Source organism: Streptomyces sp. NPDC088923 (assembly GCF_044749745.1).
Lineage (GTDB): Bacteria > Actinomycetota > Actinomycetes > Streptomycetales > Streptomycetaceae > Streptomyces.
This window is the reverse complement of record NZ_JBIVIO010000001.1, coordinates 658,151-671,983: the sequence shown is the minus strand read 5'-3', so window position 1 is coordinate 671,983 and position 13,833 is coordinate 658,151. Positions and strand designations below refer to the sequence as shown.

General features: G+C 73.1%; 8 protein-coding genes. 4 read left to right on the top strand and 4 right to left on the bottom strand.

Annotation, left to right across the window (positions count from 1 at the left end; all coding sequences use genetic code 11):
• Positions 1 to 186 precede the first annotated feature (186 nt).
• Positions 187 to 855, top strand: coding sequence for a bifunctional DNA primase/polymerase (locus ACIP4O_RS03185; protein ID WP_401570869.1), 669 nt, complete (start codon positions 187 to 189; stop codon positions 853 to 855).
• 1,821 nt (positions 856 to 2,676) lie between these two features.
• On the opposite strand, the gene ACIP4O_RS03180 is transcribed toward ACIP4O_RS03185, so the two are convergent.
• Entirely contained in the window at positions 2,677 to 3,531 is an 855-nt protein-coding gene (locus tag ACIP4O_RS03180) for an alpha/beta hydrolase (RefSeq protein WP_361320898.1), read from the bottom strand.
• A gap of 977 nt (positions 3,532 to 4,508) precedes the next feature.
• Entirely contained in the window at positions 4,509 to 5,201 is a 693-nt protein-coding gene (locus tag ACIP4O_RS03175) for a metal-dependent transcriptional regulator (RefSeq protein WP_164283106.1), read from the bottom strand.
• A gap of 285 nt (positions 5,202 to 5,486) precedes the next feature.
• Here ACIP4O_RS03175 and ACIP4O_RS03170 point away from each other — a divergent pair, with 285 nt between their 5' ends.
• Positions 5,487 to 6,359 (top strand): SIS domain-containing protein, encoded by an 873-nt coding sequence (locus tag ACIP4O_RS03170; RefSeq protein ID WP_401570867.1) that lies wholly within the window; start codon positions 5,487 to 5,489, stop codon positions 6,357 to 6,359.
• A gap of 88 nt (positions 6,360 to 6,447) precedes the next feature.
• Here the strand turns inward: ACIP4O_RS03170 and ACIP4O_RS03165 are convergent, their stop codons facing one another.
• Both ACIP4O_RS03165 and pdxH read right to left on the bottom strand, forming a co-directional pair.
• The gene (locus ACIP4O_RS03165; protein WP_401570864.1) at positions 6,448 to 7,800 is read right to left on the bottom strand and encodes a PAS domain-containing protein; all 1,353 of its coding nucleotides are present in this window, start codon (positions 7,798 to 7,800) and stop codon (positions 6,448 to 6,450) included.
• 1,399 nt (positions 7,801 to 9,199) lie between these two features.
• The gene (pdxH, locus tag ACIP4O_RS03160) at positions 9,200 to 9,946 is read right to left on the bottom strand and encodes a pyridoxamine 5'-phosphate oxidase (protein WP_401570861.1); all 747 of its coding nucleotides are present in this window, start codon (positions 9,944 to 9,946) and stop codon (positions 9,200 to 9,202) included.
• Between the two features lie 273 nt (positions 9,947 to 10,219).
• On the opposite strand from pdxH, the gene ACIP4O_RS03155 reads away from it, so the two are divergent.
• Positions 10,220 to 11,329, top strand: a complete 1,110-nt coding sequence (locus ACIP4O_RS03155; RefSeq protein ID WP_361319870.1) for a citrate synthase 2 — start codon at positions 10,220 to 10,222, stop codon at positions 11,327 to 11,329.
• Positions 11,330 to 11,645: 316 nt separating this feature from the next.
• Positions 11,646 to 13,820 carry a glycoside hydrolase family 3 N-terminal domain-containing protein gene (locus ACIP4O_RS03150; RefSeq protein ID WP_401570858.1) on the top strand — a complete coding sequence of 725 codons (2,175 nt, stop codon included), beginning with the start codon at positions 11,646 to 11,648 and terminating at the stop codon, positions 13,818 to 13,820.
• The last annotated feature ends 13 nt before the right edge of the window (positions 13,821 to 13,833 follow it).

The following is a 13,833-nucleotide window of genomic DNA, read 5'->3' as shown; positions in this document are numbered from 1 at the left end:
CCCCCGGGGTTCCGGAAAACCACTCCCTCCTGGGTACCCGCCCCCGGCTCCGGCGGCTCCCGCGCGCCCCCGGCGATGCCCCCGTGCGCCCCGCACGCCGGGTCGGTGCCCCTCCCCGCGCGCGGCACGTCCGCCGGGGTCGCCCCCGCCCCGTAACCCCGGCTCCTGGCGGGAGTTGTGCTGTGCGTGGAAGAGACCCTCGGCGTGACCGGAGCAGGCAAGATCCCCTCGCAGCAGCACAGTGAGCCGCTGCCCGATACGGCGGTGCGGTACACCGAGGACCGGCACTGGGACGTCGTCCCAGGCGTCTGGCTGGAAACGGCCGAGGGCGGGGCACGCTGCTCCTGCGGGGAACGCGACTGTCCGGCCCCCGGAGCCCACCCGGCGGACGAGAACTGGGCGACGCAGGCGACCGGCAGCGCGACCGTGGCCCGCAAGCTCTGGACGGAGCGGCCCACCGCGGCGATCCTGCTGCCGACCGGCCGTACCTTCGACGCGATCGAGGTACCGGAGACGGCCGGTTTCCTCGCACTGGCCCGGATGGAACGCATGGGCGTGACGCCGGGCCCCGTCACCCGGGCCCCCGACCGCCGGATGCGCTTCCTCGTCCTGCCGGGGGGCGCGGCGAAGGCGGGCGAGCTGGTCCGCAGGCTCGGCTGGTCCCCCCAGGCCCTGGGCCTCATCCCCCTCGCCGAGGGCGCCTGGATCGCCGCCCCACCCACCCGCTTCGGCGGCCAGGGCGCCGTCCAGTGGGCCCGCCGCCCCACCCCCGCCAACCGCTGGCTCCCCGACACGGAAGAACTGATCAGCCCGCTGGCGTACGCGTGCGGGAGGGAGAGGGCGGAGAGTTTCTGACAGGGCGGGAAGTCTGACGGGGGCCGTGGGGGCGAGGCGTGGGTGGGGGCCGGTGGGGGCGGCCTTGGTGGGGCCGGTGGGGGCCGGTGGGGGCCGGCATCAGTGGGGGGTGGTGGGTGGTGGCCGGGCTGGGGGCGTCTGGGATGAGGGCCGGGGGACGGGTCGAGGCGGCTGTCGGCGAGGTGCTGAGGGCGGGGTGGGGGGGCGTGGGCTGGGGCGGTCGGGGCCGTAGGGCCGAGTGGCGGCAGGCTGCGGGGAGAGGGTGAGCGGGGCTGCGGATTGGTGCGGAGGCTGCGCATTGGCGCCGAGGCTGCGAATGCTGGGGCGAGGGGGCGCGGGGTGGGGAGGCTTTCCAGGTCCCGCAAAACGGCAGCCCCCACCCACCCAAAGGGGGGGCTCCCCGACATCAATTCTTCCGCATCCGGCACCCCCGTCCCCACCACTCCACCCACATCTGTGGACAACTCCGGGAAACCCGCACACGGCCTCACTCGCGCGAGTGAGCGATGCCGGCATTCCGGCCGGGTTATCCACAGCCGCAGTCGTATGAACGTCAAAGGGCCGGTCCGAAGGGACCGTGGGGAAAAACCGGGGAGGGCGCTGGCCTGCGGCTTGGCACGGCGACTTGCGGGGAAGTGGGGAGAGGCGCCGGGGGACGCGTGGCCCGACGGTGGGCGTGGAGACGCGCGTGTTGGCTGGGAGTAGAGCTCGGAGGCTGTACGGCCACGTACAGACAGCCCAGTAGCTCCTGGGCGCGCGGCGGGCGCCCGAGGCGTCACGAGCGGCGTGAAGGGGCCGTTTCCTCAGGGGCCGTCACGATGGGGGATGGGGACTGGCGGGGCGGCAGGTGCGGGGCCGCCGGAGCCGCATCGCTGAGGTAGCGGCGCGGGGGCTTGCGGGTGAGGCGCGGAGGCGGTCCGCGTCGCGGCCGTGCGCCCCCGGACGCCGATTGTGCGCGGGGGCGCGCGGCAGGCCCCCGTCAGCGTTGAGCTGGCTGGGCAGACGGCCGTCGATCGGGTCGCCCCCCATCTCAACTCCCGCCACAGGAAACGACCCAGCACCCAACGGGGCCCCCAGACCCAGCGGCATCGACCTGACTCCGGCCCCGACGCGGCCGAAACTCAACCCTCACCGGCGGCGATACCCCTGCCCGGCCGGAAGCCCGCGACCTGGCCTCGCGCCCGACAAGCCGCCGAGTGACGCCCACGGCGGATACGCGCTCACCGCAGCGCGACGAGGCGCCAACGAGCATCGGCCAAGCCGTACGGGTCCGAACTCGCCCCTCGTACCGTCCGTTTCGTTTCAGCCCCGCACCACACCCGGGCCCACCAGCGGGCCGCAACCAGAACAAGCCGCCCCGCACCGATCACGGCAGCCATCCCGGGAGTCACGCCGGCCCTCCCCGAGCACAGCAGCCGCCCCCGGCACGACACACCGCGCTTACCGCAGGCCCGAGATGCCGACAGACACCGACGGCCCCGACGCCCCGGCCGTGGACCCTGCGGAGGTCTTCGAACGCCGACCGAGCGGCCCAGAAGCGAAGTCCGCCCCGGGACAGGCCAGTTCCACCTGTCCACGTCCGCCCCGCCCTGAGCCGGGCTCCGCACACGAGGACGACGAGCGCGACAAGCCGTGCCGTAGCGGTCGCGGCGGGAGGGGCGCACCGCGCGCCGGGCACCGACCGCCGACCGCCGGGCGCCCGGCGCGCTGAAAACGGTCGGCCCGGTGACCCGGTGACCCGGTGGCCCGGTGGCCGAACCTGGCCCCGTACACCCCCTCCGCCCTCTACCCCCGCCCCCGTCGGCCATCGGCGGGAACCGCTCAGGCCGTCAACGCGCCGGCTAGGAAGGGTTCCACCGCTTCTCGCCATGCCTCCTGTCGTTCGTAGTGGGCCAGGTGGCCCGCTCCTCTCAGCTCCGCGTACTGGCCGCGCGGCAGCACGCGGACCATCTCCTGTGCCTCGGCCCGGCCCAACTCCCCCGCCGTTCCCCGGAGCACCAGCGTCGGGCACGCCACCTGGCCCAGCTCGTCCCAGTGCGAGTCGTGCACCCACGCCTCGCGGGAGGTGATCATGTGCTCCGGTTCGAAGACGGGCCGCCAGCCGTCCCCCGCCCGTTCCATGACCTCCGCGTAGTAGGCCCCCCGTGCCGCGTTGGGCCGCTCCAGCCAGGGGTCGTTCACGGCGAACCACTTCTCCGCCTCGGCGAGCGAGGAGAAGGGCAGCGGCCAGCCGCGCAGCCAGTCCACCCACTCCCGCTGCGCCGCGATACCCAGCGCCGACGCCCGCATGTCCGAGATGACCAGCGCCCGCACCGACTCCGGGTGCTGCGCCGCGAACTGCCAGGCCGTCAACGCCCCCAGCCCGTGCCCTATCAGCACGGCGGGCCCGAGCCCCAGACCCTCCACCACGGCATGCACGTCCCCCACGTACGCCGCCCGCGAGTACGCCCCGGCCGGCCGCTCGCTGGCTCCGTGGCCACGCTGGTCGAGCGCGATCACGCGATGCCGCTCCGCGAGCCAGCCCGCGCTGCCCGCCCAGTGCGAGCCGCGCCCCAGGAGCCCGTGCAGCAGGAGGACACCCGGGCGTAACCCCTCGCTCCCCGGCACCGCCCCCTCGTGCTCCCATGCCGCGAGCCGCACTCCGCCCGCCCCTGTCACATCGATCCGGCGCACCATCGGTCCCGGCACCCCCAGTCGTTCCTGTCCAACTCCCGCGCGGCGCCCCCGAACCCCGCGACATGCACGCTATCGAAACATCATTCGATTTCCGGCGGAAAACAACGGTTTTCCACCCAAGACCCCTCGTACGAGTGACAGCCGAGGAAGGTTGACGCCCGTGGCACGGGGGAGATCTCAGCCGAGGGGCGGGTTCCTCGCGGAACGGACCCGCCCGGGGGTGACCCTGAGAGCTCGGGGCTCCGGGTCAGTGCAGGGGGGACCGGGTCCCGGCGCAGCAAGGCGCCGGGACCCGGCGCGCACGCGGAGCCTCCCCGATGAGCCGCCTCCGCCCTCGACCGTCCCATCGCGTCAGACTGACACGTCTAGCCGGTCAGCGCTGCCCATCCGGCCCAGAAAAAACCAAAACCGGGAACACTCCCCGCACTCCGGACGCCCCCGATCCGCTTCCCGCCCATCCAAAACGCCACGAAAAGGAAGAAAATACCCGCCCGACACCACGACGGACCGGACAGATTCAGGCCACCCGGCCATCCGCTTGTCCGGCCAGCGCTTCTCACCGGCCACGACCGGCCGGAGAAGCACCGAGCAGCGCCGCCCATCTCGCCCGGCACGTGTCAACGCCCTCGGTACGCGGCGACGCATCCCGGCCCGCCCAACGCTCACCGGCCATCGCCCACCGGCCACGGCGCCACTCCGCCGCGCCGAGAGCTCCGGGCCGCCCCGTACCCACACCGTTCCGCGTGGCCCCGCTTCGCACCGCCCCACGCGCCTTGGCCGTCCGGCTCGCGCGGCTCCCGTGCCCGTACCGCTTCACGCCGCCCCGTACTCGTACCGCCAGCGGCTTCAGCCCGCGACCCGCCACCGCTCACCTCGCGCGGCTGCGGGACGGCATGGCGAAGAGGCGCCCGGCGGTTGCCGGGCGCGCGGGGGCCGCGCGCCTGTGCGGTCGGCGCCCGCTCCCCCGCTGTGCCGTCTCAGCCCTTCGCGACGAAGACGTGCGAGGCGATCTCGGTGTCCAGCTCGGCGGCCTCGCCGCCGCTGCCGACGAGAACGCCGCCCGCCGCGCGCGTCACGCTCACCACGGCGCCGGGCTGGACGCCCGCGCGACGGAGCGTGTACATGAGCTGCGCATCGGTCTGGATGGGCTCGCCGATGCGGCGCACGATCACGTTCTTGCCCTCGTCGCCCGGCTCCAGATCGGCGAGCGAGACCATGCCCGCGTCGAGGAAGGGATCGGCCTCGGACTGCTCGCCCAGCTCCTCAAGGCCCGGGATCGGGTTCCCGTAGGGGGACTCGGTCGGGTGGCGCAGGAGGTCGAGGACGCGGCGCTCGACCGCCTCGCTCATGACGTGCTCCCAGCGACACGCCTCGGCGTGGACCTGCTCCCACTCCAGGCCGATGACGTCGACGAGGAGGCACTCGGCGAGCCGGTGCTTGCGCATGACCCGCGTGGCGAGGCGACGGCCCTCCTCGGTCAGCTCCAAATGACGGTCGCTGGCGACGGCGACGAGGCCGTCCCTTTCCATACGCGCCACCGTCTGGCTGACGGTGGGGCCGCTCTGGTCGAGCCGCTCCGCGATGCGGGCGCGCATGGGCACCACACCTTCCTCCTCCAGTTCGAGGATGGTGCGGAGATACATCTCCGTGGTGTCGATCAGTCCGGACATCCGTGCCCCTTGATGCTGTGACCGCCGAGGGGTCCCGGCGATCGGTGTGCGCTGGCCCTGCCGTCAATTCTGACGCATCCCACCGACAACCGGCCCGGGCCGAACGGTGGGGGCCTTCCGTCGACCCTTCCCACCCCTCCCGCCTCTCCCCCGAGCCCCCACCTGCGCACTGTTGACAGCCCAGGTTCCGGGGCCGCACCGTGAGCGACGGCACACCGCCGTGCCACCCACAGCGCCACCCCCGCCCCGGGGCACGGGCGCCCGAGCAGGAGGCACGAGGCACGGATGAGCGCCGCCGAGACCACTTCCACCGAAGCCGCCGCGCCCGCGCACCCCGCGACCGCGCCCACGGGCCCCGCGACCGCCCCCGCGCACCCCGGCACCGCGCCCACCGGACCGGCTCCCGACACCGCCCGCCGCTACCTCGACGCCGTGACCGCGCTTCTCGCGCGCGTACGTGACGAGGAGGCCGTTCCAGGCGGTCCCGTCGAGCGCGCGGCCCGGCTGCTCGCCGCGACCGTGACGGCGGGCGGGCGGATCTTCGCCTTCGGGGCGGGGCACTCCTCGCTCATCGCGCAGGACCTCGTCTACAAGGCCGGCGGTCTCGCTCTCGTGAACCTCCTCACGGTGCCGGGCACGCTCGGCGTGGACGTACGGCCCGCGACGCTCGGCTCCGCGCTGGAACGCGTCGAGGGGCTCGCGGGTACCGTGCTCGATCAGTCGCCCGCCGCGGCCGGCGACCTGCTGGTGATCATCTCGCTCTCCGGACGCAACGTCCTGCCCGTCGAGATGGCGGTGCGGGCGCGCGAGAAGGGGCTCAAGGTCATCGGCGTCACCTCCGCCGCGTACGCCGGGCAGAGCCGCCCGAACAACCCCTGGAACTCCTTCCTCGCCGAGCACTGCGACGTCGTGCTGGACAACAAGATCACCGTGGGTGACGCGGAGCTGAGCGGCGACGGCATCGTCGCCCCCTTCGGCCCGGCCTCCACGGCCGTGACCAGTGCGCTCCTCCAGGCCACGACCGCGACGGCGGCGGCACTCCTCGCCGCCGAAGGCACCGAACCACCCCTGCTGCGCTCGGGGAACGTGCCGGGCGGCCTGGAGTGGAACGAGGAACTCTTCGCACGGCACCGGGAGCGGATCTACTACCAGTACTGAGGCGGGCGGGCGCGGCAACGGGGTGGGACGGGCGCGGGCGCATCACGCGGGCGCATCGCGCGGGCGGCGCGCGCCGTGGGCCGCCGTCTCACTCCCCGTACGGCTCATGGCTCGCGTAGGGCTCCTGGTCGGCGCGGGGGCCGGGGGCGAGGAGGCGGGCGAGATCGACGGCGGCCGCGACGCGCAAGGCGACGGATTCCGCGTACTGGGCGTCGGAGCGGTCGAAGGCGTGGCGGCCGGGGCCGCGCAGAAACGTCACGACACCGAGCGTGAGACCGCGACTGCGCAGGACGGCGCAGAGGGCGTGCTCGGTCTCGCGGGGCCAGCGGTGGCGGTGCGACCAGTCCTCGCGCTCCTCGTCGTCGACGCCGCCGTGCCAGCTCGTACGCACCGCGCCCGAGCGGCGCACCGCCCGTACGGCGGGGTGCGCCTCGCCGTAGCCGACCGGCAGCCCGACGCCCGCGAGCGCGTTACGCAGCGAGCCCGGACTGCCGCCGGGGGTCGTCGCGCCCCGTACGAGGCGCGGCGTGCCTCCGCTGCCCTCGGGTTCGTGGTGTGCCGCGGGGGTGTCGAGGAGGTCGACGAGTGCGTGGTCGGCGAAACCGGCGAGGGCGAAGTCGAGGTGCACCGTGATCGCCTCGCCGGGGTCCTCGCACTCGGCCGCGGCGCGCGCGGCGCGCTGCGACTGCCCCGACCGGAAGCGCAGCTGCGCGCTCTCCTGCTCGGCGAGCCGCGCTTCGGTCACGTCCTGGAAGAACCAGCCGACGCCGAGCGGCACGGGCTCCTCGCTGAGCGGCGAGGAGAGCCGTACGAATCCCGAGCGCCAGCAGCGCCGCGCGCGCTCCGCCTCCCCGCGGACCGTCACCCACAGCTCCGCGGGGGCGGGCGGGGCGCCTTCGGCGAGTACGTGCGTGAGCGCGCTCTCCAGCTCCTCGACGCCCTGGCCGAGGAGGTCGGCGAGCGGCCGGCCGAGCAGCGCGGTACGGCCGGTGCCGAGCGCGCGGGCCGCGTAGGTGTTGACCGCGGCGGGCCGCAGGTCGGCGTCGACGAGCACGACCCCCCAGGCGGCGTCGTCGAACAGGGCCTCGCCGAGCGCTATCGAACGCTCCAGGTCTATCTGGGTGTGGACCTCGCTGAAGGCGCAGTACACCCCGGCCGGACGGCCGTCGGTGTCCCGTACGGCGGCGGACTGGACGCGGACGAGGACGCGACCGCCGTCCTTCGTGAGCAGCGCGAACTCGTGGACCTGACGGCCCGGCGCGCGCATCGCGGCGGCGAGGGAACGCCACATCTCGCCCGCGTCGGCCTCGCGCGCGGCCCAGCCGCCGAAGCCCTCCCGGCCGACCGCCTCGTCGGGGGTCCAGCCGAGGATGCGCTCCGCCTCACGGTTCCAGTGCGTGACGACACCGTTCGTGTCGAGCGCGCACAGAGCGGCGTCCATGCCGTCGAGAAGCGCGGCGAGAAGCTCCGAGTCATCACGCCCGGGAGCGCCGTGCGCCGGCTCCGCGGCACCCTGCCCGTCCGTGGTCCCACCGCGAGCACCTGGATCGTCCGTGGTCCCACCGCGCCGGGAAACACTCACCCTGGCACCCCCTGCCGTACGTACGTCATTCGTACGTCTGCCTTGCCTGCGCTGAATTGAACTCCACCGTGACACAGCACACAGCGGCTTCGCGTAAATCGTTGCGCGGCAGTGATGCGGGTGAGGGGCGGCGAGGTGCACGTGGGGGGCGTGTTCGGGGGCGCGTTCACGGTCCGGGGTGGGGTCGCCACGGAGGGGGGTCGGGGGGGAGGGGGGAGGGGGGAGGGGTGGGGAGGGGGGAGGGGTGGGGAGGGGACGGGTGAGTGGGCAGGGGGCGTGCCGGGGGTGGGGGGATGAGGTGGTGGGGGGGGAGGAGCTGCGCGGGGCGGGAAATGGGCGGCGGGCGGAGTCGCGCGGCGCGGGGACGGGCGTAGGAGTGGGCTCGGCTGTGCCGGATGTGGTCGCGGCCTTGGAGGTGCGGCGGGTGGGGTCGCGTGAGGGCGGAAGCGGAATTCATTCCCGGTGGAGGAGCCGAATGCGGGTTTTCGTTTCCGGCGAAAAACCTTTGCCTCTGACCCGGAGGGTTCTTACAGTGGTCAGCACATGAGAAGGGAGGTGGTTCGGAGAATGTATGACTACCGGACGCGTGAGGTGACTGCGGGCTAGCGGCCCCTGTCCCCGCACTCTTGTGCGGTGGCCGGAAGCGTGTGGAAGAGCCGGACCGGGAAACCGGGCCAGTTCACGTCGCCGCCGGCCCAATCCAAGCAGTACACCCGACCCGCAAGCCGCCGGTATGTCCGGCCGGCTCTCCCGCAAGGGAGACCACGGCTTGCGGGTCGACTGCGTTTCGGGGGCCTGGCTTCGTGACCGCGTGGGGGGCTGGGTTGGACGGCTCGTGTTAAGTGACCGCGTGGGGGGCTGCGTTGAGCGGCCCGCGTTGGGTGACCGCGTGGCGGCCTGCTCGGGCGGCGTGCGTTGGGGTTTCTCAGGAGGACTTCGCTGGGGCGAGGGCTACGCGCGGCGCGGGCGCTGAGGCTGGGGCGAGCGCCGGTGTTGATGCGGGGAGCGGGGATCGCGAGGTGGTGGCGTAGAGGTGCCCGTCCGGCCCATGCCTCACCCAGGGCAGCCCCCGCCCTCCCAGGGGGCGGCCCCAACACCATTCTTTCGCAAGCCCGCCCCCGCCCACCCCCACCCAACCGCATCTGTGGATAACCCCGCCGAAGTTTTCCAACGCCCCACTCCTCAGAGTGAGCGAAGTTTCCGATGCATCGGCTGAGCAGGGGTTTTCCACAGCCATTCGGGGGATTCCACGTTCCCCTCAGGGGCTCAGTCGTTCGAGCGTCCACTCCGGCTCCGCGCCCGGCTCCCCTCCCGCACGGCGATAGCGCAGACGGTCGTGAAGGCGGTTCTCCCGTCCCTGCCAGAACTCGACCGACTCGGGTGTGACGAGATAACCGCCCCAGTGCGGCGGCACAGGCACCTCGCTGCCCTCCGGGTAGCGGGCGGCGAGCCGCGCGTACTGCTCGTCGAGCACCTCGCGGGACGCGACGGTCCGTGACTGATCGCTCGCCCAGGCCCCGAGTTGCGAACCGTGCGGCCGGCTGTGGAAGTACGCGGCGGTCTCCGCGCGGTCCAGATGCGCCGCCGTGCCGGTGACAAGGACCTGGCGGGCCATCGAGTGCCAGGGGAAGAGCAACGCGACGTGCGGGTTCTCCGCGATCTCACGGCCCTTGCGAGAGGTGTGGTTGGTGTAGAAGACGAACCCGCGCGCCGCGTACTGCTTCAGCAGCACCGTCCTTGAGCTGGGCCTGCCACGGGTGTCCGCGGTCGAGACGACCATGGCGTTGGGTTCGTAGATTCCCGCCGACACCGCGTCCGCGAACCATCGCCCGAACTGCTCCATCGGCTCCGCCGCGAGCCTCTCGGCCTCGATCCCCTCGGCCCGGTACTGCTCACGCATCCCCGCGGGATCGAGTACGTGCGGTACGCGCCCCCGCCGCGCGCTCCCGTCCGGCTCCCGCTCCGCGTCCCCGTCTCGCGCCTCCGGCGCGTTCTCCTCGCTCACGGCGCCATCCTGCCGCACCGCCCCCACCCATGTGTCGCGTACGTCACGGGAGCACCCGTCGCTGGGAGGGGTGACTCGCCCCCGTACCGGGCATGACGCAGAAACGCGCCCGATGGGCGACGGCCGCCGCCGGCGGGTCCGTCCACGTGGCGCGGCTCTTCCGGCCGAGTCGTACGGTCGCGAGGGCCACCAGGAGCGTCGGGGCTGCGAGGCCGGGTCGTCCGGTCAGGAACGCGGTCACCGCGAGGTCACTGTGAGACGAGGAGCAGCGAGATGTCCGATTTCGTGCCCGGCCTCGAAGGGGTCATCGCCTTCGAGACGGAGATCGCCGAACCCGACAAGGAAGGCGGCGCACTGCGCTACCGCGGCGTCGACATCGAGGACCTGGTCGGCAAGGTCTCCTTCGGCAACGTATGGGGGCTCCTCGTCGACGGCTCCTTCACGCCCGGCCTCCCACCGGCCGAACCCTTTCCCTTGCCGGTCCACACGGGTGACATCCGCGTCGATGTCCAGTCCGCGCTCGCGCAGCTCGCACCCATCTGGGGCCTGCGGCCACTGCTCGACATCGACGCCGCCCAGGCCCGTACCGACCTCGCGCGCTCCGCCGTCACCGCGCTCTCCTACGTCGCCCAGGCGGCGCGCGGTCAGCAGTCGCCCATGGTTCCGCAGAGCGAGATCGACAAAGGCCGCTCCATCGTCGAGCGGTTCATGATCCGCTGGCGCGGCGAACCCGACCCCCGCCACGTGAAGGCCGTGGACGCCTACTGGACCTCGGCGGCCGAGCACGGCATGAACGCGTCGACCTTCACCGCACGCGTCATCGCCTCCACAGGTGCCGATGTCGCCGCGGCGCTCTCGGGAGCGGTCGGCGCGATGTCGGGGCCGCTCCACGGCGGAGCGCCGTCCCGCGTGCTCGGGATGCTGGAGGAGGTCGAGCGCACGGGAGACGCCACGGCCTACGTCCGCCGAGTCCTCGACTCCGGCGAACGCCTCATGGGCTTCGGCCACCGCGTGTACCGCGCCGAGGACCCGCGCGCCCGCGTGCTGCGCCGTACGGCCAAGGAGCTCGGCGCTCCCCGCTTCGAAGTCGCCGAGGCCCTGGAAAAGGCCGCTCTCGACGAGCTGCACTCCCGCCGGCCCGATCGCGTGCTCGCCACCAACGTCGAGTTCTGGGCGGCGATCATGCTCGACTTCGCCGAGGTCCCCGCCCCGCTCTTCACCTCCATGTTCACCTGTGCCCGTACGGCCGGCTGGTCCGCGCACATCCTGGAGCAGAAGCGCACCGGTCGCCTGGTGCGCCCCTCCGCCCGCTACACCGGACCCGGCAGCCGCGCGCCCGAGGACATCGAGGGGTACGGGGACGCGGTGCGCCTCGACGGCTGACACTCCTGCCCCCGAGCTGGGCGCCGGCCTCGCGGGCTCCCGGTTCTGCGAGGCCCCGGGCTTCGCGGAGTTCGGTGTGCGGGCTCCACAGGCTGCGGGGATGCGTCACTCCGCAGCCTGTGGCCTGGCCCCCGCAGGCGCCATTCCGCGGCCTCGGCGCGAGCCGGGCGACCTGCCGCGCCGTGCGCCGGCCCGGTCGACGCGCCCGGCTGTCCCCCCAGCGCTCTCCGCGCCTCGGCCGTCCGTTCTCGCTGTCACACCCACAGCGACGGGACGACATGGAAAACCCCGGGCACAAGGCCTAGCGTGTACCGCCATGACTGTCGAACGCACCGTCGATGACCACCTGGAACTCGTCCGGGACCTCCTCTCCCGAATGACCGTGGCCGAAAAGCTGGGTCAGCTCCAGCAGCTCTCCTGGAACAGCGCCACCGGTCCGGGCGGCGGTGAGACCGAAGAGATCGAGAACGCGGCCCGCGAGGGACGGCTCGGTTCGGTCCTGAACATCACGGGCGCCGCGCACACCAACGCCCTCCAGCGGCTCGCCGTCGAGGAGTCGCGGCTCGGCATCCCGCTGATCTTCGGCCTCGACGTCATCCACGGCTACTGGACGACCTTCCCGATCCCGCTGGCCCAGGCCGCCTCCTGGGACCCGGCGGTCGCCGCGCGCGACGGCGAGGTCTCCGCCGAGGAAGCGCGCTCGGTCGGCGTGCACTGGACGTTCAACCCGATGATGGACGTGTGCCACGAGCCGCGCTGGGGTCGCATCGCGGAGAGTGCCGGAGAGGACCCGTACCTCACCTCGGTTCTCACTGCCGCCAAGGTGCGCGGCTACCAGGGGCCGGCGCTGTCGTCCGACCCGCGCAAGGTCGCCGCCTGCGCCAAGCACTTCGCCGCCTACGGGGGTGCTGAGGGCGGGCGCGACTACAACACCGTGGACGTCTCCGAGCAGCGCCTGCGCAACGTCTACCTGCCGCCCTTCAAGGCGGCGCTCGATGCCGGCGTTGCTACGGTGATGGCCTCGTTCAACACCGTCTCCGGCATCCCCGCGCACGCCAATTCCCACCTGCTCACCGAGGTGCTGCGCGAGGAGTGGCAGTACGACGGGATGGTCGTGAGCGACTGGACCGGCGTGCAGGAACTCATCGCGCACGGGCTCGCGGAGGAAGGGGCCGACGCCATCCGCCAGGCCCTCGGCGCGGGCGTGGACATGGAGATGGTGAGTACCCACATCACCGAGCACGGCGAGAAGCTCCTCGCCGTCGGGGCGATCGACCCGGCACGCCTGGACGAAGCGGTGACCCGTGTCCTGCTCCTCAAGGCACGCCTCGGTCTCTTCACCGCCCCGTACGCGGAGGAGTCCGCGGAGATCACCGAGCCCGGTCCGGAGGCACGGCGCGCCGCCCGGGAGACAGCGGCGCGCACCCTCGTGCTCCTCAAGAACGAGGCGGACGCGGACGGAGCCTCCATGCTGCCCTTGGTTGCCTCGGCCGCGTCGGTGGCCGTCGTCGGGCCGTTCGCCCACTCGACGGACCTGCACGGGACGTGGGCCGGTCCCGGTGCGGCCCGGTTCACGGCCACCACGGTGCTGGAGGGCCTGCGCGAGGCGCTTCCCGGTGCCGAGGTGCTGTACGCCGAGGGCGAGGCGGAGGCGATCGCGGCGGTACGCGAGGCCGAGGTGACCGTGGTCGCGGTCGGTGAGCCGGGCGAGATCAGCGGCGAGGCCTCGACGCGCGCCGACATCTCGTTGCCGGAGGGGCAGGCGGAACTGATCCGCCAGGTGGCCTCCGTGGGCAAGCCATTCGCCGTCGTGGTCTTCGGCGGTCGGCCGCTCACCATGGAGGAGTGGATCGACGAGGCGCCGGCCGTTCTCTTCGCCTGGCACCCCGGGCTGGAGGGCGGTCACGCCGTCGCGGATGTCCTCACGGGGAAGGTCAATCCAAGTGCCAAGCTCCCTGTCACCTTCCCGCGTTCGGTCGGGCAGATCCCGCTCTACTACAACCACGAGAACACCGGCCGTCCCGCCGACCCCACGGACCCGAAGGTGCCCTTCCGCTCCTTCTACCTCGACCTGGAGCACGGGCCTCGCTTCGCCTTCGGCCACGGGCTGAGCTACACCCGCTTCGAGACGGGCGCGCCTGTCCTGAGCCGGACCGAGATCTCGCTGCGGGAACTCGGTGAGGGCGGATCGGTCGAGGTGACGGTGCCGGTCAGGAACGCGGGGGACGTGACGGGCGCGGAGGTCGTGCAGGTCTACGTGCACGACCGGGCCGCCTCGATCGTGCAGCCGGTACGGCGGCTTCGTGGATTCGCCCGGGTCGAGCTGGCGCCGGGGCAGAGCGAGGATGTCGTGCTGCGGCTGGGCTCCGAGGACCTCGGCTTCTGGGACAACGACCCGGCCGGGAACTACCGCGTCGAGACAGGTGCCTTCGACATCTACGCGGGCACCGACTCGACCGCCGCCGCGCGCGTGACGCTGCGGGTCGTCTGACGGTCGCGACACC